This is a genomic window from Parasphingorhabdus sp., assembly GCF_048269865.1.
Classification (GTDB): Bacteria; Pseudomonadota; Alphaproteobacteria; order Sphingomonadales; family Sphingomonadaceae; genus Parasphingorhabdus.
This window is the reverse complement of the sequence record NZ_JBLWUA010000006.1, coordinates 19,625-45,269: the sequence shown is the minus strand read 5'-3', so window position 1 is coordinate 45,269 and position 25,645 is coordinate 19,625. Positions and strand designations below refer to the sequence as shown.

Annotated in this window: 21 protein-coding genes and 1 riboswitch; of the genes, 16 read left to right on the top strand and 5 right to left on the bottom strand. The window is 56.2% G+C overall.

The window, feature by feature from the left end; all coding sequences use genetic code 11:
• The first annotated feature begins 85 nt into the window (after positions 1-85).
• From ACN0WW_RS09335 to ACN0WW_RS09290, 10 genes are all read left to right on the top strand, one after another.
• Entirely contained in the window at positions 86-868 is a 783-nt protein-coding gene (locus tag ACN0WW_RS09335; RefSeq protein WP_417611740.1) for an enoyl-CoA hydratase-related protein, read from the top strand.
• A gap of 108 nt (positions 869-976) precedes the next feature.
• Complete coding sequence (gene scpA / locus ACN0WW_RS09330) at positions 977-3,124, top strand: methylmalonyl-CoA mutase (RefSeq protein ID WP_417611739.1); 2,148 nt, start codon at positions 977-979, stop codon at positions 3,122-3,124.
• On the top strand, positions 3,121-4,161 hold the full coding sequence (gene bioB, locus ACN0WW_RS09325) for a biotin synthase BioB (protein ID WP_417611737.1): 1,041 nt from the start codon (positions 3,121-3,123) through the stop codon (positions 4,159-4,161). Before scpA ends, bioB begins: the two co-directional genes overlap by 4 nt.
• A 3-nt stretch (positions 4,162-4,164) precedes the next feature.
• A complete protein-coding gene (locus tag ACN0WW_RS09320) occupies positions 4,165-6,135 on the top strand; it encodes an acetyl-CoA carboxylase biotin carboxylase subunit (RefSeq protein ID WP_417611735.1) in 1,971 nt (656 codons plus the stop codon).
• Positions 6,136-6,159: 24 nt separating this feature from the next.
• On the top strand, positions 6,160-7,794 hold the full coding sequence (locus ACN0WW_RS09315) for an MFS transporter (RefSeq protein WP_417611733.1): 1,635 nt from the start codon (positions 6,160-6,162) through the stop codon (positions 7,792-7,794).
• A 22-nt stretch (positions 7,795-7,816) separates the two neighbouring features.
• Complete coding sequence (gene alr, locus ACN0WW_RS09310) at positions 7,817-8,872, top strand: alanine racemase (protein WP_417611731.1); 1,056 nt, start codon at positions 7,817-7,819, stop codon at positions 8,870-8,872.
• Positions 8,873-9,052: 180 nt separating this feature from the next.
• On the top strand, positions 9,053-9,670 hold the full coding sequence (gene phaR, locus ACN0WW_RS09305; protein WP_417611729.1) for a polyhydroxyalkanoate synthesis repressor PhaR: 618 nt from the start codon (positions 9,053-9,055) through the stop codon (positions 9,668-9,670).
• Between the two features lie 32 nt (positions 9,671-9,702).
• Entirely contained in the window at positions 9,703-11,238 is a 1,536-nt protein-coding gene (proS, locus tag ACN0WW_RS09300) for a proline--tRNA ligase (protein ID WP_417611727.1), read from the top strand.
• Positions 11,238-13,532: a ribonuclease R gene (gene rnr / locus ACN0WW_RS09295; RefSeq protein ID WP_417611725.1), complete on the top strand. Its 2,295-nt coding sequence runs from the start codon at positions 11,238-11,240 to the stop codon at positions 13,530-13,532. Before proS ends, rnr begins: the two co-directional genes overlap by 1 nt.
• 73 nt (positions 13,533-13,605) lie before the next feature.
• On the top strand, positions 13,606-14,136 hold the full coding sequence (locus ACN0WW_RS09290) for a peroxiredoxin-like family protein (protein WP_417611723.1): 531 nt from the start codon (positions 13,606-13,608) through the stop codon (positions 14,134-14,136).
• Here ACN0WW_RS09290 and ACN0WW_RS09285 read toward each other — a convergent pair.
• Entirely contained in the window at positions 14,133-14,588 is a 456-nt protein-coding gene (locus tag ACN0WW_RS09285) for a universal stress protein (RefSeq protein WP_417611721.1), read from the bottom strand. The two genes, ACN0WW_RS09290 and ACN0WW_RS09285, sit on opposite strands and share 4 nt — an antisense overlap.
• Positions 14,589-14,725: 137 nt before the next feature.
• Between ACN0WW_RS09285 and ACN0WW_RS09280 the strand changes: the two genes are divergently transcribed.
• The 5 genes from ACN0WW_RS09280 (at position 14,726) to ACN0WW_RS09260 (ending at position 20,110) form a co-directional block, all read left to right on the top strand.
• The gene (locus ACN0WW_RS09280; protein ID WP_417611719.1) at positions 14,726-16,054 is read left to right on the top strand and encodes a pyruvate dehydrogenase complex dihydrolipoamide acetyltransferase; all 1,329 of its coding nucleotides are present in this window, start codon (positions 14,726-14,728) and stop codon (positions 16,052-16,054) included.
• The gene (locus ACN0WW_RS09275) at positions 16,051-16,434 is read left to right on the top strand and encodes an acyl-CoA thioesterase (RefSeq protein ID WP_417611717.1); all 384 of its coding nucleotides are present in this window, start codon (positions 16,051-16,053) and stop codon (positions 16,432-16,434) included. The genes ACN0WW_RS09280 and ACN0WW_RS09275 overlap by 4 nt, the downstream gene beginning before the upstream one ends.
• Before the next feature lie 21 nt (positions 16,435-16,455).
• Positions 16,456-17,853, top strand: a complete 1,398-nt coding sequence (gene lpdA / locus ACN0WW_RS09270) for a dihydrolipoyl dehydrogenase (protein WP_417611715.1) — start codon at positions 16,456-16,458, stop codon at positions 17,851-17,853.
• A 511-nt stretch (positions 17,854-18,364) separates the two neighbouring features.
• The gene (locus tag ACN0WW_RS09265; protein ID WP_417611713.1) at positions 18,365-19,279 is read left to right on the top strand and encodes an aminotransferase class IV; all 915 of its coding nucleotides are present in this window, start codon (positions 18,365-18,367) and stop codon (positions 19,277-19,279) included.
• A gap of 96 nt (positions 19,280-19,375) precedes the next feature.
• Positions 19,376-20,110 (top strand): sulfotransferase, encoded by a 735-nt coding sequence (locus ACN0WW_RS09260; protein ID WP_417611711.1) that lies wholly within the window; start codon positions 19,376-19,378, stop codon positions 20,108-20,110.
• Between the two features lie 9 nt (positions 20,111-20,119).
• Here the strand turns inward: ACN0WW_RS09260 and ACN0WW_RS09255 are convergent, their stop codons facing one another.
• Genes ACN0WW_RS09255 through ACN0WW_RS09245 form a run of 3 tightly spaced genes read right to left on the bottom strand, consistent with a single transcriptional unit; the run spans position 20,120 to position 23,533 of the window.
• Complete coding sequence (locus ACN0WW_RS09255) at positions 20,120-21,040, bottom strand: cobalamin-binding protein (protein WP_417611709.1); 921 nt, start codon at positions 21,038-21,040, stop codon at positions 20,120-20,122.
• Positions 21,037-21,585: a hypothetical protein gene (locus tag ACN0WW_RS09250; RefSeq protein WP_417611707.1), complete on the bottom strand. Its 549-nt coding sequence runs from the start codon at positions 21,583-21,585 to the stop codon at positions 21,037-21,039. The genes ACN0WW_RS09255 and ACN0WW_RS09250 overlap by 4 nt, the downstream gene beginning before the upstream one ends.
• 25 nt (positions 21,586-21,610) lie before the next feature.
• Complete coding sequence (locus ACN0WW_RS09245; protein WP_417611705.1) at positions 21,611-23,533, bottom strand: TonB-dependent receptor plug domain-containing protein; 1,923 nt, start codon at positions 23,531-23,533, stop codon at positions 21,611-21,613.
• 78 nt (positions 23,534-23,611) lie between these two features.
• Positions 23,612-23,822: riboswitch (cobalamin riboswitch) on the bottom strand.
• A gap of 216 nt (positions 23,823-24,038) precedes the next feature.
• Here ACN0WW_RS09245 and ACN0WW_RS09240 point away from each other — a divergent pair.
• Complete coding sequence (locus ACN0WW_RS09240; protein WP_417611703.1) at positions 24,039-24,386, top strand: hypothetical protein; 348 nt, start codon at positions 24,039-24,041, stop codon at positions 24,384-24,386.
• 65 nt (positions 24,387-24,451) lie between these two features.
• Here ACN0WW_RS09240 and ACN0WW_RS09235 read toward each other — a convergent pair whose 3' ends face one another.
• Complete coding sequence (locus ACN0WW_RS09235; protein ID WP_417612127.1) at positions 24,452-25,558, bottom strand: ShlB/FhaC/HecB family hemolysin secretion/activation protein; 1,107 nt, start codon at positions 25,556-25,558, stop codon at positions 24,452-24,454.
• Between the last annotated feature and the right edge of the window lie 87 nt (positions 25,559-25,645).

The following is a 25,645-nucleotide window of genomic DNA, read 5'->3' as shown; positions in this document are numbered from 1 at the left end:
AAACTCGTCATCCTGAACCTGTGTCAGGATCTCGAGGGGGTCCTGAAACAAGTTCAGGATGACCAACCATTCAAAAGGACCGAATATGGAATTCGAGAACATCAAACTGGACATCGCCGACCAGGTGGCAACGATCACGCTCAACAGACCAGAGCGCTTGAACGCTTGTTCGCTGGGTATGGCGGATGATATCTACGTGGCGCTGGACAAGCTTGAAGACGCGCGCGCCGTCGTGATTACCGGTGAAGGCCGGGCTTTTTGTGCGGGTGCCGATCTACAGGCAAAGAATGACAGTGCCTTGTCGGGCGGGCAGGGCAGCTATGCAGCGCTCAATCAGCATTATAACCCGCTGATGCTGAAACTGGCCAAGCTGAACATCCCGACCATCACCGGCGTCAATGGTCCTGCCGCGGGCGTGGGTTGTTCGATTGCGCTGGCCAGTGACTTTGCGATCGCCAGTAAATCTGCCTATTTCCTTCAGGCCTTCGTCAATATCGGTCTCGTGCCGGATGGCGGTGCTTCGTGGATGCTGACCCGTCTGGTTGGCAAGGCCCGGGCAACCGAAATGATGCTGCTGGGTGAGAAGGTTCCCGGCGAAAAAGCCGCAGATTGGGGAATGATTTACAAATGCGTTGAAGACGACGCCTTGATGGAAGAAACCAACACACTCGCAAAGCGCTTGGCTGCAGGCCCGACCGTGGCTCTCGGCGTGATGCGTCAGAATTTGGCGGCGGCCCTGGAAAGCGATTATGCTTCCGCACTGGTGCGCGAGGCCGAAGGGCAGCGGATTGCTGGAGACAGCAAGGATGCCCGCGAAGGCGCGATCGCGTTTTTGCAGAAACGCAAGACGGAATTTAAAGGTGAATGATATCCTTCAGTTCTGAGGATATCAGCGGAAGACCTATATTGACGGGTGGGGTTCGACAGTCTCGCCATTGATAACTATTAACGCCGAATATTTTTACACAGGGCAGATATGACCGATAAACCGACGATCAAGGATTGGCAGGAACTGGCTGACAAGGAAGTCAAAGGCCGGGACCTGACGTGGCAAACCCCGGAGGGTATTGATGTAAAACCGCTCTACACGGCGGAGGATGTCAGCGGACAGGGGATTGATCCCGGATTGCCCGGCTTTGGACCATTTACGCGCGGCGTGAAGGCCAGCATGTATGCCGGGCGGCCATGGACGATCCGCCAATATGCCGGTTTTTCGACTGCCGAGGAATCCAACGCCTTCTATCGCCGCAATCTGGCGGCGGGGCAGAAGGGGCTTTCGGTGGCCTTCGATCTCGCAACGCATCGCGGTTATGACAGCGATCATCCACGCGTGGTCGGCGACGTCGGCAAGGCTGGTGTCGCCATCGACAGTATCGAGGATATGAAAATCCTGTTCGACCAGATTCCGCTCGACGAAATGTCGGTGTCGATGACGATGAACGGAGCGGTCATTCCCTGTCTCGCTTTCTATATCATTGCGGCAGAAGAGCAGGGCGTTTCACAGGACAAGCTCTCGGGCACTATTCAGAATGACATTCTGAAGGAGTTCATGGTCCGCAATACCTATATCTACCCGCCGGCACCGAGCATGCGGATCATTTCCGATATTATTGCTTACACGTCCGAGCATATGCCGAAGTTCAACAGCATTTCGATCAGCGGTTATCATATGCACGAAGCCGGGGCGACGGCGGTGCAGGAGCTGGCATTCACGATTGCCGACGGCCGCGAATATGCCAAGCAGGCGATGGAAACGGGCCTGGACATCGATGCTTTTGCCGGACGGCTGAGCTTCTTCTTTGGCATCGGTATGAACTTCTTCATGGAAGTGGCGAAACTGCGCGCGGCGCGGACCCTCTGGTATCGGGTGACGACCGAGCTCGGTGCGAAGTCCGAACGTTCGAAGACGCTGCGCACCCATTGTCAGACCTCCGGAGTGTCGCTGACCGAGCAGGATCCGTACAACAACGTAATACGCACGACGATCGAGGCGATGGCGGCAACATTAGGCGGAACCCAGTCTTTGCACACCAATGCGCTGGATGAAGCGATCGCGCTGCCGACCGACTTTTCCGCCCGGATCGCCCGCAACACGCAGATCGTGCTGCAGGAAGAAGCCGGAATAACCAAGGTCGTCGATCCGCTTGGCGGCAGCTATTATATCGAGGCGCTGACCGATGAACTGGTCGAAAAGGCCTGGGAGATTATCGAAAAGGTCAATACAGAGGGTGGTATGGCCAAGGCGGTCGCCGATGGCTGGCCGAAGGCGATGATCGAGGAAGCGGCAGCCGGACGGCAGGCCGCGGTCGACAAGGGCGATGCGGTGATCGTTGGCGTCAACAAATATCGGTTGCCCGAAGAAGATCCGATGGAAACCCTGGATATCGACAATGCCAAGGTCCGCCAGGGGCAGATTGCACGGCTCGAGAAAATGCGGGCAGAGCGAGACGAAGCAGCCTGTCAGGCTGCGCTCAAGGCGTTGACCGAAGGCGCGAAAGGCGGCGGCAATGTGCTGGCGCTCGCCGTTGATGCCGCTCGCCAGCGTGCCTCGCTTGGCGAAATTTCCGACGCGATGGAAGCGGTGTTTGGGCGCTATGAGACCCAACCGACGCCAGTCAAAGGCATATATGGCGCTGCCTATGAGGGCGATGCTCGCTATGCGATGGTGATAGAGGGCGTGGACGCCGTGTCACAGCGACTGGGCCGCAAACCCAAGATCCTGGTCGCAAAGATGGGGCAGGATGGTCATGATCGCGGAGCGAATGTCGTGTCCAGCGCGTTTGCCGATATGGGCTTTGACGTGATTTCCGGCCCGCTTTTCCAGACCCCGAAAGAGACCGCTGAATTGGCTTTGTCGGAGGATGTCGATGCCGTCGGCGCTTCCAGTCTGGCAGCCGGCCACAAGACGCTAATTCCCGAACTGATCGATCTGCTGAAAGAATCAGGTCGCGGCGATATTAAAGTTTTCGCCGGCGGAGTCATTCCGGCAAAGGATTACGAATTTCTGCGGAACAGCGGCGTCGTCGGAATCTATGGACCAGGCAGCAATATTGTGGAATGTGCGGCTGATATTTTGAGATTGCTGGGGCATAATATGCCTCCCGAAGAGGAAGCAGCGGAATGAGTCTGGACGAAAAACGCCCTGCACCAGAGCAGGCAGGGGACGCAGTCCGCAACGACTGGACCCGCGAGGAAATAGCTGCGCTGTTTGAACTGCCGTTTGACGATCTGGTGTTTCAGGCCGCTACCGTTCACCGCGCCAACCACAAGGCAGGGCAGGTGCAACTCTCCACCCTGCTGTCGATCAAGACCGGCGGTTGTCCTGAGGACTGCGGCTATTGCAACCAGTCCGCTGGCGCGAAATCCGGGCTGAAGGCAGAGAAATTGCTCGACGTCCGCACTGTGCTGCAGACCGCGGCGCAGGCGAAGGATCGCGGATCGTCGCGGTTCTGCATGGGCGCGGCGTGGCGCAATCCCAAGGATCGCGATATGCCGGCGATCATCGAGATGGTGCAGGGCGTCCGCCAGATGGGCATGGAAACCTGCATGACGCTCGGCATGCTGACCAAGGAACAGTCGCAGATGCTCGCCGAGGCGGGGCTGGATTATTACAACCACAATATCGATACCTCGCCCGAACATTATGAGAAGGTGATCACCACGCGCACCTTCGACGACCGGCTCGAAACACTGGAGAATGTTCGCAACAGCGGCATCAACGTCTGTTCCGGCGGCATCGTCGGCATGGGCGAGACCCGCGAAGACCGGGTCGGCTTTGTCCATGCTCTGGCGACTTTGCCGAAGCACCCCGAGAGCGTGCCGGTCAATGCACTGGTGCCGGTCAAAGGCACGGTGCTGGGCGACATGCTCGCCGATACGCCGCTGGCGAAGATCGACGACATCGAATTTGTCCGCACGATCGCAGTGGCGCGCATCACCATGCCCGCGTCAATGGTGCGCTTGTCCGCCGGCCGCGAAAGCATGTCGGAAAGTACGCAGGCTTTGTGCTTCCTCGCTGGAGCCAACAGCATCTTCACCGGTGATAAATTGCTGACCACCGGCAATGCCGGAGACGATGCCGACGAAGCTATGTTTGCAAAGCTCGGCCTTGTTCCGATGGAAGCCGAGCCAAGAGAAAATCAACTAGAGGCAGCTGAATAAACTATGTTCAAGAAAATCCTGATTGCAAACCGTGGTGAAATCGCCTGCCGGGTCATTCGTACCGCCCAGAAAATGGGCATCAAGACGGTTGCGGTCTACTCCGACGCCGATGCGCGCAGCCCTCATGTGAAGATGGCGGATGAAGCCGTTCACATCGGTCCATCGCCTGCAGCGGAATCCTATCTGATCGCCGAGAAGATCATTCAGGCGTGCAAGGATACTGGCGCGGAAGCGGTCCATCCCGGCTATGGTTTCTTGTCCGAACGGACCAGCTTTGCCCAGGAACTGGCGGACAATGATATTGCGTTCATCGGGCCACCACCAAACGCGATTGCCGCGATGGGGGACAAGATCGAGTCGAAGAAATTGGCCGAGAAGGCCGGGGTCAGCGTTGTTCCCGGACATATTGGCGAGATTGACGATACCGAACATGCCGTGCGGATTTCCTCGGATATCGGCTATCCGGTGATGATGAAAGCCAGCGCCGGCGGCGGTGGCAAGGGCATGCGCCTGGCCTGGAATGAACAGGATGTCCGCGAAGGCTTTGAAGCGACCAAGCGCGAAGGGCTTGCCAGCTTTGGCGACGACCGCGTATTTATCGAGAAATTCATCGAACAGCCGCGCCATATCGAGATCCAGGTGCTCGGCGACAAGCATGGCAATGTCATCTATCTGGGCGAGCGTGAATGTTCGATCCAGCGCCGCCACCAGAAGGTGGTCGAGGAAGCGCCGTCGCCGTTCGTTGATCCCGAAATGCGCAAGAAGATGGGCGAGCAGGCCGTCGCTCTGTCGCAGGCCGTTGGCTATTACAGCGCCGGTACGGTCGAGCTGATCGTCGGGGCCGACAAGAGTTTCTATTTTCTCGAAATGAACACCCGTCTGCAGGTTGAGCATCCGGTCACCGAATATATCACTGGCCTCGATCTGGTCGAGCAGATGATCCGCATCGCCTACGGCGAGAAGCTGCCGCTGACCCAGGATGATGTTACGCTGACAGGCTGGGCCGTGGAAAACCGAGTTTACGCTGAAGATCCCTATCGCGGCTTCCTGCCGTCGACCGGCCGCTTGGTCAAATACCGCCCGCCGGAAGCCGAAGACGGCATCCGCGTTGACGATGGTGTTGCCGAAGGCGGCGAAGTTTCGATCTTCTACGATCCGATGATCGCCAAGCTGATCACCTATGGCGAAACGCGGATCGAGGCGATCGACCGCCAGATCGATGCGCTCAACCGTTTCGAGATCAAGGGGCCCGGTCATAATATCGATTTCCTCTCGGCGCTGATGCAGCACGAACGGTTCCGTGAAGGCAATATTACGACCAATTTCATTGCCGAGGAATATCCCGACGGTTTCCAGGGTGCGCCGGCATCCGATGAACTGCTGCGCAATCTGGCTGCCATCGGCGCCTTTGCTGCCACGGCGCATGCCGATCGCGCCCGCCGCGTCGACAATCAGCTCGGCAAGCGACTGGATCCTCCGTCGGACTGGCAGGTCAAGATCGGCGACAAGATCATGGACGTGTCGATTTCCGAAGAAGAAATTACGGTCGATGGCCAAGAGGTCAATCTGTCGACGGAATATACCCCTGGTGACAGTCTGATCCTCGCCAAGGTGGATGACAAGCCGTTGTCTGTGAAGATTGCCAAGACTGCAGACGGATTTGCGCTCAACAGCCATGGCGCGACCCACAAGGCACGGATTCTGCCGGCTCATGTGGCGCAGCATGCGAAACATATGATCGAGAAAATACCGCCTGATCTGTCCAAATATCTGCTCTGCCCGATGCCTGGCCTGCTGGTTGCCCTGCATGTCGAGGTCGGCGACACGGTTGTTGAAGGCCAGCCGCTCGCGGTTGTCGAGGCGATGAAAATGGAAAACATCCTGCGCGCGGAAAAAAATGGCGTGGTCAAATCGCTGGAAGCCGCACAAGGGGATAGTCTTGCCGTCGACGCCGTGATACTCGAACTGGAGTAGCAGTCGCCTTTGGGAGGGCAATGAATGGCCAGTGAAGTTGCAATGGCGGGGCAGCGCGAGCCGACGCAGAAAGAAATTCGTCTCGTCATCGCGGCCTCTTCCGCCGGAACCATTTTTGAATGGTATGATTTTTTCATCTACGGCACGCTCTTCTACATCATCGGCCCGACGTTCTTTCCCAGCGGTAATCCCACACTTGAAGTCCTGATGGTCTGGGCGACCTTTGCGATTGGCTTCGGCTTCCGCCCTGTTGGTGCCATCCTCTTTGGTTTTCTCGGCGACAAGCTGGGGCGGAAATATACGTTTCTTGTGACCGTCACCCTGATGGGTATCGCGACTGCGGGGGTCGGCTTCATACCCAGTGCAGCGACGATTGGGCTTGCGGCTCCGCTGATCGTTATCTTCCTGCGGATATTGCAGGGGCTGGCGCTCGGAGGGGAATATGGCGGGGCAGCAATTTATGTTGCGGAACATGCTCCAAAGGAAAAACGGGGCTATTACACGAGTTATATCCAGGCCAGCGTCGCCGGTGGCTTTGTTTTGTCGATCGGTGTGATCCTGTCCTGTCGTTTCCTGATCCCGGAACAGGCATTTAACGACTGGGGATGGCGGGTGCCGTTTCTTCTGTCGATCATCCTGCTTGCTATTTCATTGTGGATGCGGCTGAAGCTGAATGAAAGCCCGGTCTTTCAGGCGATGAAAGCGGCGGGTGAGACGGCCGGAAATCCCTTTGTGGAAAGCTTTACTTATCCCGGAAACAAGAAGCGGATTTTTGTGGCGCTTTTTGGCATCACGGGTGTGCTTACGACAATCTGGTACACCGCGTTTTTCTCCGGCATGTCCTTTCTGAGAGGGCCGATGAACATGGAAGCCCGCACCGTCGAAATCATATTGTTCGTTTCCGGTCTGATCGCGATGTCCTTCTATCTTGTCGTCGGAAAATGGTCTGACAGGGTCGGGCGAAAAAAACCGATCGTCGTTGGTGCACTGCTCTCGTTATTAATGCTGTTTCCGGCATTTTGGGGCCTGGGCCAACTCGCCAATCCCGGACTGACGGAGGCTGCCGAGGCGAACCCGGTCCGGATCGAGGGCCATGCTTGCAGCACTGATCCTTTTTCGGAGCTGTTCAGTCGTGAGCAGAGCGATTGCGGTAAAATTCTGGAGACTCTTATATCCGCAGGGGTGTCCTATACTCTCACCGACGCCAGTGAATTGCGACTGAGTGCCGGTGGTGAACCCATCGCGATTGACCCCGCTTGGCTCGAGGACGGCAATGCCAGAAGCAGCGGTATTCGCGACTCGCTCACTGCTCATGGCTATGATTTCTCCAAGCAGCAGCCGGGGATCGTGAGCATATTGGGCATCGTCGCCATTTTGCTGGTTTTAGGTGCCTTGAGCGCCATGACCTATGGATCGGTTGCGGCGCTTCTGTCGGAAATGTTTCCCGCCAAAATCCGTTACAGTTCCATGTCGATACCCTATCATATCGGGGCAGGTTATCTGGGCGGCTTCTTGCCGCTGATTGCGGGCTACATCGTTGCGCGATCCGGCGATATCTATGCCGGCCTCTGGTACACCTGGGCTGTGGTTGCCTTCGGCGTCATCGTCGCTTGGTGGGGCATTCCCAGTGATCCTGAAGCGGCGCTCGACGAAGCCTGATAAAGTCATTATCGCTCGTTTCATGAGTGAAAAGAAACCGGCGATACCAGCCACCGCCAGCGTAAGGCTGGATAGAACGGCCCTCACGGCAAACTGGCAGGCGCTGGACCATCTGTCCGGCAAAGCAAAGGCTGGTGCGGCTGTGAAAGCCAATGGCTATGGCCTGAGTGCGCGTGATGTCGTGCGCCATCTGATGGACGCCGGCTGCGAAGATTTCTTCGTTGCCAATTGGCAGGAAGCGAGAGAGATCGAAGATCTGACCGCTGGCAAGGCATCCGTGTCTGTCCTCAATGGCGTGCGCGATGCTGACATGCCTTTCGCTCTGCAGTCATCCGCCAAGCCTGTACTCAACAGCGTCGATCAGGTGAATCGGTGGCAGTCATCCAACCGGCCGTGCGATATCATGATCAACAGCGGCATGAACCGGCTTGGGCTAAATGTTGCAGACCTTAACCTGGAACTGTTCTCCGGGATGTCGATCGATTTGGCAATGAGCCATCTTGCCTCAGCCGATGAGGACGGACCGCAAAACCGTGACCAGTTGGCCGAGTACACTGCGGCGTTGGAACTCGTGCCGCATCAACGAACGAGTCTCGCGAACAGCGCTGGTATCGCGTTGGGCAGCGACTATCATTTCGATCTCACTCGCCCGGGTCTTGCTCTTTATGGCGGCATCCAGCGACCCGAGTTGGCAGCGGTGATCCGCCAGGTAGCGACGCCGCAGGCAGAAATTCTCCAGGTCCGGACTCTCCATGTCGGGGATAAGCTTGGCTATAACGCGCGATATATAGCGAAGCGGGAACATCGCGTTGGTATTCTGGCGATGGGCTATGCCGATGGCTATCTGCGCGGTTTTTCGGATCGAGGCCTCTTCCGCCATGAAGGCAGGGAACTGCCAGTGCTCGGCCGCGTCTCGATGGACTTGATCGCTATCGACCTGACCAACGTCCCTGATCTGGAAGAGGGCGATTGGGTCGATTGCGACTATGATCTGCGCGTGGCCTCGGCCCAATCCGGATTGTCGCAATATGAACTCATCACCGGCCTGGGCAGCCGGCTGTCCCGCTACTGGGTTTAACAGACCATAAGCCACTCCAACCTACGCAATTGCACAAACAAAAAATGCTGCACAAAAATGCTGCGCAACAACAGAAGTTGCGGCAATGCACAAATAGGTTTAGTGCTTGTGCAACATTTAATAATTGATGGTTAGAAGGCCATTAAGACCTTCAGCAATTACAACCTATCGGGAACTGATATGGCCAAGTCTAAGAACAGCAATCCAGGCGATCCGATCACCATAAAAAAATATGCCAATCGGCGGCTCTACAATACCGAGACGTCCAGTTACATTACCCTCGACTTTCTTGCCGAGATGACTCGCAAGGATCAGGACTTTATCGTCGTCGACGCCAAGACTGGCGAAGACATCACGCATAACGTGCTGACCCAGATTATCGTCGACGAGGAAAGCAGTGGCAAACAGATGCTTCCGGTAAAATTTTTGCGGCAGCTTATCTCTATGTACGGCAATAGCATGCAGTCGTTGATGCCATCCTATCTTGAAGCGTCGATGGATAATTTTCGGAAAAACCAGAAACAGTTTCAGGAGGCTGTTGAAGGCGCACTTAACAAAAATCCGTTGGGTCAGATGGCGGTCAAGAACCAGAAACAATTTCAGGAGGCGGTCGAGAATGCGCTGAAAGCAAGCCCGCTTGCCGGCGTTTTTGAAAAGGCCTTGAGTCTTGGTCAGTCCAATAATGGAGAGACCAGTGATGGATCGACGGAATCGACATCCGATAAAGACGCCGAAATCATCGCTTTGAAACAGCAACTGGCTGATATCCAGTCCAAGATCGACAAGCTCGATAACTGATACCGGACCACTATAATCCGCAGGAAAACCAAGTGAAGAAAAATGCGCTTTCCATTACCCGTGAAGATGATTTCGCGGGATGGTACCAACAAGTAATTACCGAAGCGGATCTAGCCGAGGAATCGGGCGTACGCGGCTGCATGATCATGCGTCCGTGGGGCTATGGCATCTGGGAACGGGTGCAATATCTGATGGATCAGCGGATCAAGGCGACCGGCCATGAAAACTGCTATTTCCCACTGTTCATTCCGCTGAGCTATTTTGCCAAGGAAGCCGAACATGTCGACGGCTTTGCCAAGGAAATGGCGGTGGTCACGCATCACCGGCTGACCAAAGGCAAAGACGGTGGTCTGGTCGTCGACCCCGACGCCAAGCTGGAGGAACCGCTGGTGGTGCGGCCAACCTCGGAAACCGTGATCGGCACTGCCTTTTCCCGCTGGGTCCAGAGCTGGCGTGACCTGCCGGTGATGATCAACCAGTGGGCCAATGTTGTGCGCTGGGAAATGCGGACGCGGATGTTTCTGCGGACCAGCGAATTCCTGTGGCAGGAGGGGCATACGGCGCATGCATCCAAGACCGAAGCGATGGAAGAAACGCTGAATATTCTGGAAATGTACCGCGATTTTTCCGAAAATGTGCTGGCGATGCCGGTTGTCGCCGGCGAGAAGCCCGAGAATGAACGCTTCCCCGGTGCCGACGCGACCTACTCGATCGAGGCGATGATGCAGGATGGTAAGGCTTTGCAGGCCGGCACCAGCCACTTCCTCGGCCAGACCTTCAGCAAGGCGCAGAATATCCGCTTTCAGGACAAGGAGGGCGAATTCCAGTTTGCCTATACGACCAGCTGGGGCACATCGACCCGGATGATTGGTGGCGTCATCATGACCCATGGCGACGATGACGGCATGCGCGTGCCGCCGCTGATCGCGCCTTATCAGGTGGTGATCGTACCGATGCTGCGCGACAAGCCGGAAGACGAGGAAGTGCTCGCCTATTGCAAGGCGCTGGCGAAGGAGATCGCTGGCCTCAAAGCCTTTGACGAAGCTGTTCGGGTCAAACTCGATGTCAGCGGTGCCAAGACTCAGACCAAACGCTGGTCGTGGGTAAAAAAAGGCGCGCCGATCATTCTGGAAATCGGTCCACGGGACATGGCAGAAGACAAAGTGGCGATGATCCGCCGCGATGCCTTGTATCAGGATAGCGGCAAACTGGACACGAAATTTCTGGCGAAGGCTGAGTTCTTGCCGCAGATTCCGGCCTTGCTGAAAGATATCCAGTCCGCACTGCACGACGAGGCGAAGCAGCGTCTTGATAACAACATCACCCGGGGCGTCGATAACTGGGCGGACGTCGAGAACTTCTACAAAGAGAAGAAGAAATATCCGGGTTGGCTGGAGGTGCAGTGGCGCAAAGCAACCGGCGACGATCTCGAAGCGATCGAGGAGCGGCTCAAAAAGCTGAAGCTCACCTTCCGCAACGTACCAGTGGATGCTGGCCCAGCGGACGGTAAATGCATCTTCAGTGGCGAACCGGCCGATGAGCGGATCATCATCGGCAAAGCCTATTAATGGCTGGCCCGAGGAAACCACACAAACCGAAGCAGGTTCCGACGCGCAAGCAAATCATGGATCTTATCGAGCGATCGGATCAACCGGTTGGCAAACGTGAAATCGCCAAGGCATTCGGGTTGAGGGGTTCCGACAAAATTGCCCTGAAAGCATTGCTCAAGGATATGGCTGACGAAGGCCTGATCGACAGCACTCCGGGACGGGCGTTTCACAAGATGGGCGGAATACCAAAAGTCACGGTTCTGAAAATCGTCGAAATCGACGGCAACGAGGCAATCGGCATTCCCGAAAAATGGGAGGCCGACAATGCGCCGGCACCAAAGCTGCGGATCAGGGAAAAGGGCAGGAGGGCTGCTCTGGCGATTGGAGATCGCATTCTGGCGCGGACCGAAGAGCGCGGGAACGGGCATATTGCCTTTCTGATGAAAAAGCTGGCCCAGAGCAGCGAAATGCTGCTCGGCATCGTCGAAAAAGACGAGAAGGACCGCTATTGGCTGAAACCGGTTGATCGCAAGATCCGCCGCAGTACGCCTATTATTGATCTGGGCGAGGCAGAGCCGGGTAATCTGGTGCTGGCCGAACCGCTGAAGCGGGGTTCCGACGTGAAGGCGCGGGTGAAGGAAATTTTGGGTGATCCGTTCGCGCCCAAGTCATTCAGCCTTATTGCGATCCACAAATTTGATATCCCCCTGCATTTTCCTGATGCGGTGACAAAGGAAGCCGAGCTGGCGACCAAGCTCGAGATTTCGAAAGAGAAACGCGAAGATTTGCGGCATCTTCCGATCGTTGCGATTGATCCTGCCGATGCTCGTGACCATGATGACGCGATCTGGGCGGCGCCGGATGACAGTCCGGATAACGAGGGCGGGTTCAAGGCGCTGATCGCGATCGCCGATGTCTCCTATTACGTGCGTTCGGGAAGCAAGCTCGACCGGGAAGCTTATAAACGTGGCAATAGCGTCTATTTCCCCGACCGGGTTGTACCCATGCTACCGGAGGCATTGTCCACCGATGTCTGCTCGCTGAAACAGGGCGTGGACCGGGCATCTCTGGTTTGCCACGTGACGATCAACCCAAAAGGGCAGGTGATCGCGTCTCGCTTTACCAGAGCGATTGTGAAACTGGCTGGCAATATCGCCTATGAAGATGCTCAGGCGGCGATCAACGGCAAGCTCGACCATCCGCTGAAGAAGAAAGCGCTGGAGCCTTTATGGGCCTGCTGGAAGTTGCTGGCCAAGGCCCGCGACGAACGCGAGCCCCTTAATCTCGATCTGCCGGAAAAGCGCGTTGTTCTCGATGATCAGGGCAAGATTGTGGAAATTGCGATCCGCGAACGTCTTGATGCCCACCGCGTGGTCGAGGATTATATGATAGTCGCCAATGTGGCGGCCGCGAAGATGCTCGAATCCAAAAAGTCTCCGGTCATCTACCGCGTCCATGAAACCCCTTCGCGCGAAAAGCTGATCGCGCTCAAGGACTATCTCAAGACGTTCGACATGAGCTTTGCCATGGGCCAGGTGATCAAGCCCTCGGTGTTCAACAATCTGATCGATCAGATCGACGATGAACTGCTTTTGCCGCTGGTGATGGAGCAGATTTTGCGCAGCCAGACCCAGGCTTATTATGGACATACCAATTTGGGTCATTTCGGCCTGTCGCTGGGTAGTTACGCGCATTTTACCAGCCCGATTCGGCGCTATGCTGACCTTATCGTTCATCGCGCTCTGGCGACCGCCTGCAAGCTCGAACAGCCTGCGCCGCAAAACCACGATATTCCGGAATACTCAGGCTTGAACAAGGAAGAGGCGGGGCGGCTTGAGCTGATATCGGAAAAAATCTCGAAGCTGGAACGACGTGCGATGAAGGCGGAGTGGGAAACCATCGACCGCTATATCTCCGCTCATCTGGCCAACCGGATCGGCGAAGTTGTCAAATGCCGGATTACCGGCGTCCAGAATTTCGGTTTCTTTGCCACGGTTGAGGAACTGGGTGGTGACGGTCTGGTGCCGGTGCGCACGCTTGGCGCGGAACGATTCGACTATGACGAGTCGAAGCAACAGCTGACCGGGATGGAGAGCGGTACCACTTACAATATCGGTCAGAAAATCGAGCTCCGTCTGGTCGAGGCCAACGCTGCCACCGGTGGCCTGTTGTTCGAACTCCCGGAAGGCGCAAACCATATGCCCGGCAGAAAGGCTCCGTTCCGCGCCGGCAAAGGCAAGCCGCACCGGAAGGGCAAGCCCGGACGTCCAGCTAATATAAAAGGCCGCAAGCGAAAGGTGCGAAGAAAATAAGTCTTTGCTGTGAGAGGTTAACCATCTGCCTCAAAAAGGCGTATAGGATAGCAATCACAAAGGAATTCCCCCAATGCCTCGACTTCTTCCAACCCGCCCCGTGCCTGATTTTACCGTCCGGCTGATCGACGGTGGCCAGTTTCAACTCAGCCAGCGCCTTGGTGACAATTTTACCCTGTTGCTATTCTATCGGGGAGCCCACTGTCCGATCTGCAAAATGCAGGTGCGCGAACTCCAACGCAAATTGAACGATTTTGCGAAGCGCGGTGTGACGGTGGTCGCAATCAGCATGGACAACAAGGCGCGGGCACAGAAATCAATGGAAGAGTGGGAGATCGGGGAACTGCTGCTCGGCTATGGTCTCACCGAAGATACTGCGCGCCAACTGGATCTCTATATTTCATCTGGCCGTCCGGGAAGCGAAGAGCCCAGAATATTTTCCGAACCGGCGATGTTGCTGGTCAAGCCCGATCGCAGTCTCTATTTTGCCAGCATTCAAAGCATGCCTTTTACCAGGCCACCGCTGGATCAATTGCTCCAGGGCATCGATTACGCGCTGGACCATGATTATCCGGCACGCGGCGCGCTGGCCCCATCGAATTAACTGAGGCGGTCAATCTCTTCCTTGCTCAGCGATCCGGGGACAACCATCACGGGACAGGGCAGGGAGCCGGCTTCGGTCGCGGCAAAATGGCTTACCAGCGGGCCTGGAACACCGGTTGCTGCCGCGCCGAGTACCAGCGCGGCAAGGCCATCGACGTCATCCATCATCTCCCGCACGACTTTTGGACCCTTGCCCTGCTTGACCGTGATCGAAGGGCGGATCCCGGTTTCTTCAAACAAACTGCCCGCCGCACCCGATACCAGCGCTTCCGCGCGATTTTTCGCTTCTTCGGCAAGCGTCGCCTGGACGCCGCCCCACGCGACAAAGTCCTCGCTCTCGACCAGCGCCAGAATGTGTAACCCGCTGTTGGTCTTCATCGCACGGCGCGAGGCAAAGCGAAGCGCCAAGCTTGCCTCATCGGTCTCGTCGATTACCACAAGATATGTACGCATGAAGCCTCCTCCTCCTGTCAGAAATACCTGTTGCGACAAAAATGCTCGCAAGGCAAGCAACCGCCCTTGACGCCATTGGCGCAATGTTCGACAGCTTTAAGCGAAAACAGGACTTATTTCAGGAAAGATCACCGGCCATGCCCATCAATCTCCAAATGCCTGCGCTCTCCCCGACGATGGAGGAAGGAACACTCGCCAAATGGCTGGTGAAGGAGGGCGATAGCATATCGTCCGGTGATTTGCTGGCCGAGATAGAGACCGACAAGGCAACAATGGAATTCGAAGCGATCGATGAGGGGGTCATTGCCAAGATCGTCGTCGCAGAAGGTACCGACAATGTAAAAGTCGGAGATGTGATCGCGATTATCGCCGAAGAAGGCGAAGACGCGGGCGACATCGAAGCCCCCGCTGAACCGAAACAGAAAAAGGCCGAACCGGCAGACACCAAGGCAGAAAAGCCTGCGCCGACGCCGTCGCCTGCGCCAGAACCGGAGATAGATTCAGCACCTTCGCCGTCTCCGGCCAAAGCGAAACAGGATAGCGGCGATGACCGCATGAAAATCAGCCCCTTGGCGCGGCGTCTGGCTGAGCAGAAAGGGGTTGATCTGGCCGCAGTGTCCGGCTCCGGCCCCAATGGCCGGATTATCAAGGCCGATATCGATGCAGCGGAAGGCGGTACAGCGCCGGTCAAGAGCGAGAAGACTGCGCCAGCACCAAGCGCGGCTCCGACTTCGACTCCGGCACCAAAGGCTGCATCGACATCAGACGATTTCGATATTCCGCATGTCGCAGAGAAATTGTCGGGAATGCGCAAGACCATTGCCCGCCGCCTGACCGAGGCCAAGCAGACCATCCCGCATTACCGGGTCAGCATTGACGTCAATATCGACAAGCTGCTGAAGCTGCGTGGCGAGCTGAATGCATCGCTGGAAGCGCGCGGTATCAAGCTCTCCGTCAATGATCTGCTGATCAAGGCACAGGCAGTCGCTCTGATGCAGGCAGCGGACTGCAATGTCAGCTATACCGAAGATAATCTCATCCGCTACCAGCGCGCAGATATCGCGGTGGCCGTCAGCATCCAGGGCGGTCTGATCACCCCCATCATTACCAGCGCCGATACCAAATCTCTGAGCGCTATCGCGACCGAAATGAAGGATCTCGCCGAGCGCGCCAAAGCCGGCAAGCTGAAGATGCATGAATATCAGGGCGGCACCGCCAGCCTGTCCAACATGGGGATGTTCGGTGTGACCGCTTTCGATGCGGTGATCAATCCGCCACAGGGCATGATCCTGGCGATCAGTGCCGGTATCAAGAAACCGGTGGTGATTGATGACAGCGTCCAGATTGCAACGATCATGACCGCGACCGGAAGTTTCGACCACCGCGCCATCGATGGCGCGACAGGCGCAGCGTTTATGAAAGCATTTAAGGAAACTGTTGAAAATCCAATGGGAATGCTTGCTTGACCGCGCTGAGCGCGAAAGTTCCGTCTATCCGGACGATCGTCATGCCTACCGAAGGCAATCCCTATGGCGTAGCCTTTGGCGGTTGGCTGATGGGGCAGATGGCGCAGGCCGGGGGCGCCCTTGCAGCGCAGCACAGCAAGCACCAGTCGGTCGTGGTTGGTGCAAATGATCTCCGTTTTGGGCATCCGGTGGAAATCGGTGATGAATTGTCGGTCTATGCCGAATTCACAAAGATCGGCCGCAGTTCGATGACAGTTCAGGTCGACGCCTACCGGCGTGACCGGCATGAAGATGAAATGACGAAGGCCGCGTCAGGCGTCTACACATTTGTGGCGGTAGACGCAGATGGTAAGCCAGTGCAGGTGCCGGCGCTGAATTGAAAATTCTCAAAGAGGAATAACATGGCAGACACTTACGACCTCATCGTTCTTGGATCCGGCCCCGGCGGCTATGTCGCTGCGATCCGCGCCTCGCAACTTGGTCTCAAAACCGCGATTGTCGAACGCGAAAATCTTGGCGGCATCTGCCTCAACTGGGGCTGCATTCCGACCAAGGCGATGCTGCGCTCGGCCGAGGTGTTTCATAATATGAAGCATGCCAGCGACTATGGCCTTGCCGCGGAGAAGATCAGCGCCGATCTCGATGCGATCGTCAAGCGTTCGCGTGGCGTCGCCAAGCAGCTCAACCAGGGCGTGACCGGGCTGATGAAAAAGAACAAGATCGATGTCGTCATGGGCGACGGCAAAATCACTGCGCCGGGCAAGATGACGGTCAAGACCGAAAAGGGTGAGAAAGAGCTCAGCGCCAAGAATATCATCATAGCAACCGGCGCGCGCGCCCGTGATCTGCCTTTTGCAAAGGCCGACGGCAAGCGCATCTGGACTTATCGTCACGCGATGACGCCACCGGAAACGCCGACCAAATTGCTGGTGATCGGCTCCGGCGCGATCGGTATCGAATTTGCCAGCTTCTACAATGATATCGGAGTCGACGTTACCGTGGTTGAGATGCTTGACCGGGTCGTTCCAGTGGAAGATGAAGAGGTCTCAGCTTTCCTGCAGAAAGCACTGAAAAAGCAGGGCATGACCATCATGACCGGTGCTGGCGTCAAGAGCATCGAAGTCGGTGACAAGGGCGTCAAGGCCGAGATCGAGGACAGCAAGGGCAAGAAGGAAAGCCATGACTTCAGCCATGTCATCGTCGCTGTTGGCATCCAGCCCAATATCGAGACAATCGGCCTAGACGAACTGGGTGTGGAGCCGGATGAGCGCTACCATATCAAGACCGATGACCATTGCCGGACCAATATCGAGGGTATTTACGCGATCGGCGACTGCACCGCAGGGCCATGGCTGGCGCACAAGGCGAGCCATGAAGGCGTCATAGCAGCAGAGACCATCGCAGGCGGCCATCCGCACACGATGGACGTGAACAATATTCCGGGCTGCACCTATTGCCATCCGCAGATCGCCAGTGTCGGCCTGACCGAAGCCAAGGCAAAGGAAGCCGGTCATGATGTCAAAGTCGGTAAATTCCCGTTCATCGGCAATGGCAAGGCGATCGCGCTGGGCGAGACCGAAGGCTTCATCAAGACCGTGTTTGATGCCAAGACGGGTGAGTTGCTCGGCGCCCACATGATCGGCGCGGAAGTCACCGAGCTTATCCAGGGCTATACCATCGGTAAGACGCTGGAAACGACCGAGGCCGAATTGATGAACACTGTCTTCCCGCATCCGACGCTCAGCGAGATGATGCACGAGAGCGTGCTCGATGCCTATGGGCGCGTTTTGCATATGTAGGTTTGGTTAGAACTGTTCCCCGCCGCAGGGCGGGGTCCAGACGATCGCGCTGGACAGTTCTGGACCCCGCCCTTCGGCCGGGAATAACCAAGATGGCCATTGAACACTTTTCTCTGATTTTCCCTTCTCCCGTGAGGGAGAAGGACACGCAGCCTTGCTGAGGAGCGAAGCTAGGCGCAGTTGGATGAGGGCGTTCTGCTCTCTGTAGCGAAGAACACCCTCACCCAGCTCCGGCTAGGCAGCAAGCTGCCAAGCCTGCACAACCCTCTCCCTCGCGGGAGAGGGAGACTTGCCTCTCGAACCAGGTCTCTTCCAAGTGACTGGCGCGCAAATCACTTTCCTACCGGCGCCCAATTGCGCTAGCTTGCGCACCATGAGTCGTGCCAGTGCCAATATCACAAACACCCCGGCACCATGCCCTTCTGGAGGCACTCGGTTTCTTTTCTTTGAACACTGTAAAGTTTGTAAAGTTCATCTTCCATTATTCCAATAAATCAGAAGGTTAAAATTCATGGCTAAGGGCACACATGACTTCGCCGCCGATCCCCGCAACGAGACTATTTTGATCAACGTTAATGGCGTCATGACGCCACGAGCAGAAGCGGTGGTGTCTGTTTTCGATAGCGGATTCATGCTGGGCGACGGGGTCTGGGAAGGGCTGCGCGTTCACCGCGGAAAGATCGCGTTTCTGGACGCCCATCTTGATCGCCTTTTCGAGGGATCGAAGGCAATCGCGATGGATATCGGGATATCGCGAGACGCATTGGTGGAACGGCTTTACGAGACGATCAGCGGCAACAATATGACGGATCAGGAAGGCGTTCACATCCGCCTGATGGTCACGCGAGGGATAAGATCGACGCCCTACCAGGATCCACGGGTCATCATCTCGCCGGCGACCATCGTGATCATCCCGGAATATAAGGAAGCGCTGCCAAGCACGGTCGAAGACGGCATCCGCCTGTTTACCGTTCATGTCCGGCGGGGCGATCCGGCGGTGCAGGACCAGAAGCTCAATTCCCACAGCAAGCTCAACTGCATCACCGCCTGTATCCAGGCAACCCAGGCCGGAGCGGACGAGGGGCTGATGCTCGATCCGCAAGGCTTTGTCGCGACCTGCAACAGCACCCATTTCTTCATCGTCCGCAAGGGCGAGGTGTGGACCTCCAGCGGAGACTATTGCCTGGGCGGGATAACGCGGGCCAACGTTATCCGAATCTGCCGGGAAAATGATATTCCAGTGTTCGAGAAGAATTTCTCGCTGACCGATGTCTACGGCGCGGATGAAGCCTTCGTGACCGGAACCTTCGCCGGCGTGGTTCCGGCCACCGAAGTCGATGGCAGGATATTGACCGAGGGCAGGGGGCCGATGGTCGAGCGCCTGCAGGTCCTCTACAAGGAGCTGATCGAAAATGATGTCGCCTAGTCCCGTCATTGCGAGGAGCGTAGCGAGTAAGCAATCCAGAGAGGCAAGCGACGCAGTGGATAGGTTCGCTGCGCTCGCAATGACAGAAGACCGCCCATGACCGATCCTGTTCGCATCGCCATGTGGTCCGGCCCGCGCAATATCTCGACCGCAATGATGCGCAGCTTTGGCGGACGTTGTGATTGTGCGGTTACTGACGAGCCCTTCTATGGCGCCTTTCTGAAGCAGACGGGGCAGCGGCAGCCGATGGCCGAGGAAGTGATCGCGTCAATGGATTGCGACTGGCAATCGGTGGCGGATAGCATGCGCGGTCCGGTGCCGGGTGGCAAGGCGTTCTGGTACCAGAAACATATGCCGCATCATATGGTGGCTGATGTTTCGATCGCCGATTTCCCTGATCACCGGCATGCTTTTCTCATTCGCGATCCCGCGAATGTCGTCGCGAGCTACACGGCCAAGCGGGTCGAAGTGGAAGCGGAAGATCTCGGCTATGAGCGGCAGCTCGACTATGTCGACCAGGCGGCGCAAATGACCGGCAAGGCACCAATTGTTCTGGATAGCGCCGATATTTTGCGGGACCCGGAAGCCCATCTCAGGGCACTCTGCGCCGCGCTGGAAATCCCTTGGGATGCTGGAATGCTGGAATGGGAAGCGGGTCCGCGGAACAGCGATGGCATATGGGCGACACACTGGTATGGCCGGGTCCTCGAAACGACAGGCTTTGGCGGAGGCGAAAGGGCTGCGCCACAGCTGGATACAGCCGCCCAGCGTGTGGCGAACGCCTGTCGCCCATTTTATGAAAGTCTGTCGGGTTACAAGATCAGTCTGTGAAGACGACCCTCAACCTTTCCAGCGAATCCAGCCCTTGGACAGGTCCCCGTCGTCATCGGCATCAGCGTAGAGTGTATCCGCAATAATTTGCGCGGATTCGACTAGCCTCGGGCCGGGGCGGTTGAAGAAATGGTGGCCATCGGCGAGGAAAACTTCGCCACTTTTGACGGCGGACAGCTTCTCCCAATGCGGGTGCTTCTCCATCGTCGGCATCTCGGCGAGCGTTTGCGGAATCTGGTAGCCGCATGGCATGAAAATGATTTTGTCAGGATCGGACGCGAGCAAGTCGTCCCATTCCAGCCAGGGTGAATGCTGGCCTGCGGTGGCAAACAGCGACTGGCCGCCGGCGATTTCGATCAGCTCGGGTACCCAGTTTCCCGCAACCATCAGCGGCTCGATCCACTCGATTGCGGCGACGGTCGGTTGCGTTGCGGTGCTGGCGGTCAGGCTATCCAGACTTTTCTGCAGCCTCTCAATTGCCTGCTCGGCTATCTCTGGCCGTTCGACCGCATCGCCAACCTTGCGGAAGTCGCCCCACACATCGGCGAGATTGTCGGGGGCCAGCGAAATCAGCTGCGGTTTCTTGCCTATCCAGGTTGCCAACGCTTCCTCCAGATCATTGGGCGTGACGGCGCACACCGCACATTGGGACTGGGTCAGAATGACGTCCGGTGCCAGAGACTCGAGCAGGGGCGTATCGACTTCGTAGACCGAAAGACCCTGGCGGACGATTTCCTGCACCCGCTTGTCTATTTCATCCGACTGCAGGCCTTTTTCCAATTTGGTTGAGGTGCATACCGGAAGATCGCGGACAAAATTCGGGAAGTCGCATTCATGCGACCGACCGACGAGATTGGCTTCCAGTCCCAGCGCCACGGCAATTTCCGTGGCGCTGGGCAACAAGGAGACGACACGAAGGTCGCTGCTCATGCGGAGCGAGCAGACAGGTTCGGCGCGTAGAACTGCGGCAGGGCGCGGGTCAAAGCGGCGCGTACCGCAAGCAGTCCAACGAACCAGAAAAAGTCATTTTTGGCGATCAGCCAGACAATATCTGGGGCAAAGGTGCCGATTCCACCGAGATAGAGCGCTGCAACATATAGGACCGCTTCATAGGCTATGAATGCCGCCCCAAAAGCCAGTCCAAGGCTGACCAGTGTTTCGTCTTTGCGCCATTTGAGAACCTCAATAGCGACAAAGAGACATGCCATGCTCGCAAGCAGCAAACTGCCACCATGAGCGAAGCTGTTTGCCGTCTGCGGGTAATCGAGGATTAAATAGCCGACCAGTTGATTGGCGAGCCAGACGCCGCCCATCCATGCCATCGCCTTGCGCGGGGACAATGTGGCGGCGAGCATGACGCCAATGGCGGAAAAGGGCGTGATACATGCGAATATCCAGCTTCCCAGGATCGCTGCGGTGGCTACTGTGGCGGCCCAGATATCTTCCGATTTTCCGGAAAAAGATTGCCTAGTCATATGTTTGTTTCCTCCATTTAAAGTTTCAAAATTGACCGCGAACGCCTGCGTAAACCGCTCTACCAGTTGAAACATAGCTGAACACCTGTTCATAACGCTCACCCAGAATGTTTTCAACGCGCCCGAACAGCTCAAGGCCGGGAGTAATCTCGACACGCCCGTTCAAATTGATAAGCAGATAATCGTCCAGTCGGACATCGAGAGGAATGTAGCTTGGATCTGTATAAGCGATATCTTGTTGCGACCCATTATAGCGTCCCACCAGGGTCAGGCCTGCCTTGTCGTTCGGCAAGTGCCAGTCGACTGCCAGACTGCCAATATGCTTCGGGCGACGGACTTCCTGCACACCATTTTCGCGCGATCGCAAATAGGTGTAGCTGCCATTGATTCGCCAGCTGTCATCGAGGGCAATCTCCAGCCAGCTTTCCACGCCATTGCGCTTCGACAGAGACGCTCGATTAGCTGGCGTCGCGGTAAATGTCGGAGGAGGATAGGTCGTAAATATCTCATCCTTCAGGTGGCTCTCGAAGTAAGTCAGTCCGATTTGCCCGTCACCGCTGAGAAATTGCTGGGTTATGCCCGCTTCCCACCCTTCGGATTTCTCCGGCGTGAGGTCCGGGTTGCCGATAAATCGGCCGTCATAATAGCCGAACAATTCAAAAAACCCGGGGTTCTTGACGCCGGTTCCATAGGCCGCTTGAAGCTTGGTTCCGGACGGCAGCAGATAGGCACCTTGCAGACGATAGGTGGTGACATTGGCAAAACGCTCATTGTCGTCATATCTGATCGCGGCACTGAAAAATGCCCGGCTACCGACTTCCAGTTCGTAAAGGCCGACAAGACCGAGATTTTCGTTGCTTCTCTCTCCGGCGAAGGCGGACTGGTCGGTATTCCGAAAGGTTTCGCGCTCCAGATCGGCCGCAAATGTCAGTCGATGCTCCATTGCGTCGCCGATGAATTTCAAGGTGGTTTCGTAGCTACCCTTTAGGCGCTTGCCTACGCTTCCGCCGGTTTGCGATGAGGCCGAATAGCTACGCCGTTTGCTGTTCGCAAATTGTGCAGAAGCCCGGTGCGACCAGCGCCCGTCCATCAGGTCCAGTTCTGCCTTCACCAGGCCATAGACTCCAATATTCTCAAAGCGTCTACCGGGACTATCAATAATCTGGCCGAACCGCGGGCTCGTTGGGTCGCTTTCACTGCCGTTAAAATCGCCGCTATTTTCGGAATAACGAGCGACGACACCAAAGCGGAGATTGTCGGTCGCTTCCAGATTGCCGACAAAAGCCATAGCTGCACTATCACTACCGAGATCTCGTGTGCCGCCGCGCGCATTGGGCTGGCCATCGGTGCTGGTCATGGAAGAGGTGATTGCATAGTCGAACGCGCCCGAAGTTCCTCCCAGGCGGGCTGCGGCGTTGACGGAATTGAAGGAACCTCCCTCGACACGAGCGGAAAGGCCGGGTGCATCCGCACCAGTGAGCGTGCGATAGTGGATAACGCCACCAATCGCATCCGAACCGTAAAGTGCGCTTTGCTCACCGCGCAATATTTCGATCTGTGCGATATCATCGGCGACCAGGGTGCTGACATCAAATTCCCCGAAAAAGGGATCGGAAACCTCGATACCGTCGATCAGGAACAGCGTATGATTGGCTTCGCCGCCACGCAGGCGTAACTGGGTTTGTCCGGCGGTGGCGCTCACGGCAATTCCCGGAACATCGCGCAATATGTCAGAAACATGGCGGACCTGACGGTTAACAATCTGGTCGCTGTCGATCACAGTTAGAGAACCTGCATCGATCTCAGGCGAGATGGCATCACCAGAACGCGTGCCGGTGACGACGATAAGACTATCGGCACCCGCATCGTCCTCGGCATAAGCCGAAGGGCAATAGAATAGCGCAGCGCAACTCAATAGCTGAGCGGTAATTGGACGGTATTTAGGCATCAGGATTCCCTTGTGTTAACGACATTGATTGCCGCTACGCAGGGGAAAACCCCGTTCACCCGACACACCCCGTCCGGCTGAAGAACGACGATATAGGGCAGGTCTCCTGACTCGCGGATCGCTGCTGATATGCCGCCTTCCCAGATCTGGAGATCCAGTGGCATTTGGCATATCGGCTAGCCGCTTACAGTTGCGGGGGCAGTACCGGATTTGAACGGGCATAAGCCTTGTCCTCACCGGTTTCCCTTTGAATTCTCGATTAAGAGAAACCCGATATCTGCCGTCCCATTCTCTCAGAATCGGTTCGGATGCAACCCTAAAATTAAATTGCCTGCGAGTCGGGCGAGCTCGAACGCGGCCCCTGGTGGGCTCCAGACCGAGTAGTCTCAAATGAACCCATGGTACTGATTATTAGCGATAAAATATCGTTCAATAGATGTTGAATCTGCTTCATTATAAGAATCCAACCATGCTATAAGGCCTGCCCATTTGAGGAAGATTGGTCATGATTGGATTATTGAGTATTGCTTTTTTCAGCACCGTTTCAGCGGCTACTATCGAAGACGCCGATACCGCGCGGGTCGCTTATTCAAACTGTCTGGTAGAATTTACAACCGCCCAACTTGATGAGAAAGTCGGCACGGGTACCTTCAAGAAGGCTGCCGCTGCAGCTTGCCCGTCCGAGCGGACCGCGATGATTGCGTCGATTAAAAAAGACGAGATGGAATTTGGCAGTTCCGAAGATGAAGCAAGCAGTTATGCCAAGGAAGAAGCAGACGGCGTGCTTTTCTCTTTCACAGATGGATATGCGGGCTATGCGAGTTCAAACACCCGCCCGGTTAAAGAGGAATAGGATACAGGCGCTGGATCCAAGTCCTGTTGTTGCGGATAAGCTGAGGGCAGGGCGATGAAAGCTGGTCAGAATCGCAATCCGACTTGAACATTGAATTTGGGCGATTTGTCGCCGCTTTCAAACCTGTCGCTGTTGAGCGGTGCCGTGGCCTCAATGCCCATATCGAATCGACCGATCTGGGATCGGATGCCGCCTCCGGCCGAAGCGAGAGAGCCATCTCCGAATCCGGTACCAATATTGGAAACATAGCCGCCATCGACGAAGGTGTAGAACTGGACCCAGTCCAGCCAGTCGGTTACGTCGCTGAACTCCTTGCGCAGTTCAGCCAGTCCGAGGACACCTTCGTCACCAAATCTTTCGCTAAAATCATAACCCTTTCCAAAATAGGGGCCGCCCAAAGCAATTTCGTTCGCAGAAAGCAGCGGTCTTGAGGCGATTTGCGCGTTGCCGGCCAGACGCATCCCGAAGCCGTTGCCAAACTGCAGAATAGAATTGATCCAGAAATTTGCCTTTGTAAATTTACCGCTGCCGTCGGCGCGTGAATTCAGGGGATCTCCGCTTCTGGTCGCACCGAGTATGCCGAGGCCCTGCGTTACTCCCACACCGCCATAAATTCTGCCAATGCCAAGATTGTAGTTGCCTGAAAAATTCACTGTAGCGGTGGCGATCTGGTCGTCCTGAAAAAGGGCACCATTCTGTGACTGCTCTACATCAAGATAGGCCAATTCTGCATTTAACCAAAGATTGAGGTCATTGCTGCGTTTTAGAGCGCGATTGACGAAGAGGGAGATATATCGATTATGACCGCTAAAATTGAAAGCGCTCAGGTTGCCCCCGGAAATAGTTCGGCCTGCTGCGCCAGTTATGCCAACGACCGTACCGCCATCTCCCAAAGTAGTTGCATATCGTGCACTGATATAGGTCAGCTCTTTGGGCTGAAGAGCTGAACTGATGACATTGGTGGTCAGCACATCGCTGTCACTCAACAAACCGGCGAGCTCAAGATCAAGTCGGGCGCGTACCGGGCCAAGAGTATTCGGCCCATAATTGTCCAGCGCCAGATATCCTTTAGCCTTATTCTCTCGCACTGATACCGTCAGTACGCCCTTGCCATCTTCGCGATTGTAGTTGGAATTGAGAAGGGTAATTCCAGGCAAATCACCTGCGAGCAACAATTGTCGTTCGACGACATCCGACCGAGCGGCGGGAGATAGCAACTTGTTCAGTATTTTTCGCAGCCGCCTATTCTGCGACCCGAT

Excerpts from the sequence above, each read along its gene's own strand:
- ACN0WW_RS09335 (WP_417611740.1), top strand. The coding sequence starts at position 86 with ATGGAATTCGAGAACATCAAACTGGACATCGCCGACCAGGTGGCAACG.
- scpA (WP_417611739.1), top strand. The coding sequence starts at position 977 with ATGACCGATAAACCGACGATCAAGGATTGGCAGGAACTGGCTGACAAG.
- bioB (WP_417611737.1), top strand. The coding sequence starts at position 3,121 with ATGAGTCTGGACGAAAAACGCCCTGCACCAGAGCAGGCAGGGGACGCA.
- ACN0WW_RS09320 (WP_417611735.1), top strand. The coding sequence starts at position 4,165 with ATGTTCAAGAAAATCCTGATTGCAAACCGTGGTGAAATCGCCTGCCGG.
- ACN0WW_RS09315 (WP_417611733.1), top strand. The coding sequence starts at position 6,160 with ATGGCCAGTGAAGTTGCAATGGCGGGGCAGCGCGAGCCGACGCAGAAA.
- alr (WP_417611731.1), top strand. The coding sequence starts at position 7,817 with ATGAGTGAAAAGAAACCGGCGATACCAGCCACCGCCAGCGTAAGGCTG.
- phaR (WP_417611729.1), top strand. The coding sequence starts at position 9,053 with ATGGCCAAGTCTAAGAACAGCAATCCAGGCGATCCGATCACCATAAAA.
- rnr (WP_417611725.1), top strand. The coding sequence starts at position 11,238 with ATGGCTGGCCCGAGGAAACCACACAAACCGAAGCAGGTTCCGACGCGC.
- ACN0WW_RS09290 (WP_417611723.1), top strand. The coding sequence starts at position 13,606 with ATGCCTCGACTTCTTCCAACCCGCCCCGTGCCTGATTTTACCGTCCGG.
- ACN0WW_RS09285 (WP_417611721.1), bottom strand. The coding sequence starts at position 14,588 with ATGCGTACATATCTTGTGGTAATCGACGAGACCGATGAGGCAAGCTTG.
- ACN0WW_RS09280 (WP_417611719.1), top strand. The coding sequence starts at position 14,726 with ATGCCCATCAATCTCCAAATGCCTGCGCTCTCCCCGACGATGGAGGAA.
- lpdA (WP_417611715.1), top strand. The coding sequence starts at position 16,456 with ATGGCAGACACTTACGACCTCATCGTTCTTGGATCCGGCCCCGGCGGC.
- ACN0WW_RS09265 (WP_417611713.1), top strand. The coding sequence starts at position 18,365 with ATGGCTAAGGGCACACATGACTTCGCCGCCGATCCCCGCAACGAGACT.
- ACN0WW_RS09260 (WP_417611711.1), top strand. The coding sequence starts at position 19,376 with ATGACCGATCCTGTTCGCATCGCCATGTGGTCCGGCCCGCGCAATATC.
- ACN0WW_RS09255 (WP_417611709.1), bottom strand. The coding sequence starts at position 21,040 with ATGAGCAGCGACCTTCGTGTCGTCTCCTTGTTGCCCAGCGCCACGGAA.
- ACN0WW_RS09250 (WP_417611707.1), bottom strand. The coding sequence starts at position 21,585 with ATGACTAGGCAATCTTTTTCCGGAAAATCGGAAGATATCTGGGCCGCC.
- ACN0WW_RS09245 (WP_417611705.1), bottom strand. The coding sequence starts at position 23,533 with ATGCCTAAATACCGTCCAATTACCGCTCAGCTATTGAGTTGCGCTGCG.
- ACN0WW_RS09240 (WP_417611703.1), top strand. The coding sequence starts at position 24,039 with ATGATTGGATTATTGAGTATTGCTTTTTTCAGCACCGTTTCAGCGGCT.